The organism is Streptomyces tricolor (assembly GCF_002155905.1).
GTDB classification, from domain to species: Bacteria; Actinomycetota; Actinomycetes; order Streptomycetales; family Streptomycetaceae; genus Streptomyces; species Streptomyces tricolor.
This window is the reverse complement of the sequence record NZ_MUMF01000328.1, coordinates 1-2,602: the sequence shown is the minus strand read 5'-3', so window position 1 is coordinate 2,602 and position 2,602 is coordinate 1. Positions and strand designations below refer to the sequence as shown.

Here is a 2,602-nt window from a genome sequence, read left to right as displayed (position 1 = left end):
GAGCCGGACGACCGCCACCGCCCCGAACCGCCGTACCCCGAAGTCCCCGAGCGCCCGCCCCACCAGCGTGGTCACCATGTACACGTTGTACGGCACGGTCGCCAGCTGCTCCGAGCCGCCCAGCACGTCCTTCAGATACTTCGCGCTCCAGTTGGAGACGGTCGAGTCCCCGATGTAGGCGAAGGTCATCACCAGGCACAGCGGCAGCAGCAGCGGGAAGCCGACGGCCCCCCGCTCCCCTGCGCGCCCGGGCGCGGGCGCCGGCTCCCCGTCGACGTACCACCGGCTCCCCACCAGCGCCGCCGGCAGCAGCACCGCCACCACCGGCAGGTACGACACCCACAGCGCGAGCTGCCCGTGCGCCCCCACCCAGGCCAGCGAGGCCCCGACGATCCCGCCCAGGCTGTAGGCGGCGTGGAAGCCGAGCATGATGCTGCGCCCGTACGACCGCTGGAGGCTGACCCCGAGCATGTTCATGGACGCGTCCAGCGCCCCCACCGCCAGACCGAAGACGCCGAGCGCCACCGCCAGCCCGGCCACCTGTCCGTGCCCGCCCGCCCCGACGCCGAGCAGCGCCAGCAGCACCACCGGCTGGGACCAGCGCAGCAGCCGACTGGGCCGCACCCTCCGCACCAGCCGCTCGGTGGCCACGCTGCCGGCCCCGGCGAGGAGGGGCACGGCGGCCAGGAAGACCGGCAGCAGCGCGTCCGAGACGCCGTACCGGTCCTGGACGGCCGGGATGCGCGTGACGAGCAGGGCGAAGGCGACGCCCTGGGCGAAGAAACCGAACGCCAGCGAGGCCCTGCCGCGCCGCAGCACATCAGTCATGGCGGCGAGGGTAGGCCCCCTGACTACCCGTGGGTAGATCTCGCCAAAGGTGAATCTGTCTCAGCTTCACCCCGGTCCGGCCTCGCTCAGGCCGCGGCACCCACCGCCGGCCGCTCGGCCCGGTCGGCCGCCGCCTCGGCCGTGAGCATCTCCTCCATCGGCCCGGCGGCCAGGGCACCGCCGACCACGAAGCCGATCACCATCGCGACGACCAGGACGACGGAGCCCAGCCACACCATGGTGTCCACGGGGACGGTGTAGGCGCCTACGACCCGTACGACGCACTCGGCCAGCAGGACCAGCCCCCACACCACGGAGAACAGCCGCTCCCGGCGCCGGAACGCGGCGGACCCGGCCGCCTGCCCGGACATCAGCCGCTGCCAAGCGGCCTCCCTGGCGGCGTCGCCCTTCACGAGGAAGGGCTTCATGCCCTCGGTCATCATCGGCTTCCCCAGCCGGACGGAGAGGAGGATGCCGAGGGCGACCGTGCTGCTGACCCCGCTGTCCTTGGCGAGCATCAGCCGCGGGTCGCCGGAGACGAAGCTCAGCACCAGCGAGACGACGTTGACGACGAGGATCAGGGCGGCCAGCGCATTGGCCCGGCGCTCCCTGACCAGCCCCCACACGGTCCGCACCGCGGGGACGACGCTGCTCCAGGCCAGCGCCGCGAACGTGCTCAGCCCGAGGGCCTCTTTGAGGAGGTAGTAGGAGCCGAGCGGCACCGCCACATCGATGAGGAGCGGCTTGAAGTTGTCCAGCATGCTCGGCTTGCGGCCCGGGTTCCCCGTGTTCTTCGTCATGCCCTCAGCTTCGCCTTCGGACGGGGTCCGGCAGTAGAAACGATCGTCCCGTGCTCCGTATGACGGATGTCAGACGGAGCCGCGGACCGGGGTCACACCAGCAGGTCGGCCAACTCGCCCATGTCCGAGAAGAGTCGACCGGCGCCCGCGAGCCGCTCCGCCGGTGTCATCGCGGTGAATCCGTACACGTCCATGCCGGCCGCCACGGCCGCCTGCACGCCGAGCGGGGAGTCCTCCACGACCACGCACCGCCCGGGGGCCACCCCCATCCGCTCGGCGGCGTACAGGAACAGATCCGGCGCCGGCTTGCCCCGCCCCACATCCTCCGAGCTGAAGACGCGCTCCTCGGCGAACCACCGGTCGAGCCCGGTCGTCCGATGCCCCACCCGGATCCGCGCATGACTCCCGGAGGAGGCCACGCAGTACGGCACTCCGTCCGCGGCCAGTTTCTCGAGTACGCCGTCCACCCCGGCCACGGGCCGCAACTCCCGCTCGAACGCGGCGAACACCCGCGCGTGGAAGACCTCGTCGAACTCCGCCGGCAGCCGCTGTCCCGTCCGCTCCAGGATCAGCTCATGGATCCGGTGCATCGCCGAGCCCATGTAGTCCCGGATGGAGTCCTCGTACGACGTGGGATGGCCCAACTCCGTGAGATAGGCGGCCAGGAGCCGGTTGGATATGGGCTCGCTGTCCACGAGGACACCGTCGTTGTCGAAGATGACGAGGTCATAGCGCATGCCATAGACCCTAAACGCAGAAAACCCCCGCATCATTTCGATGCGGGGGTTTTCCCAAAAATTGTTCGGCGGCGTCCTACTCTCCCACAGGGTCCCCCCTGCAGTACCATCGGCGCTGTGAGGCTTAGCTTCCGGGTTCGGAATGTAACCGGGCGTTTCCCTCACGCTATGACCACCGAAACACTATGAAACAATCAACCAGACTGCTCAAAAAGCAGGGCTGTTCGTGGTTTCAGA

3 protein-coding genes and 1 rRNA gene are annotated in these 2,602 nt (G+C 69.9%); all 4 read right to left on the bottom strand.

What is annotated here, in order from left to right; genetic code table 11:
* Nucleotides 1-828 (bottom strand): MFS transporter (locus tag CCN44_RS23515; RefSeq protein ID WP_086699297.1); only part of this gene is annotated, 828 nt, incomplete at its 3' end.
* A gap of 86 nt (nucleotides 829-914) precedes the next feature.
* Entirely contained in the window at nucleotides 915-1,628 is a 714-nt protein-coding gene (locus CCN44_RS23510) for a VC0807 family protein (RefSeq protein WP_059251673.1), read from the bottom strand.
* A 92-nt stretch (nucleotides 1,629-1,720) separates the two neighbouring features.
* Entirely contained in the window at nucleotides 1,721-2,365 is a 645-nt protein-coding gene (locus CCN44_RS23505; RefSeq protein WP_086699295.1) for an HAD family hydrolase, read from the bottom strand.
* A 63-nt stretch (nucleotides 2,366-2,428) separates the two neighbouring features.
* Nucleotides 2,429-2,545, bottom strand: a 5S ribosomal RNA gene (gene rrf / locus CCN44_RS23500).
* Nucleotides 2,546-2,602: the final 57 nt, after the last annotated feature.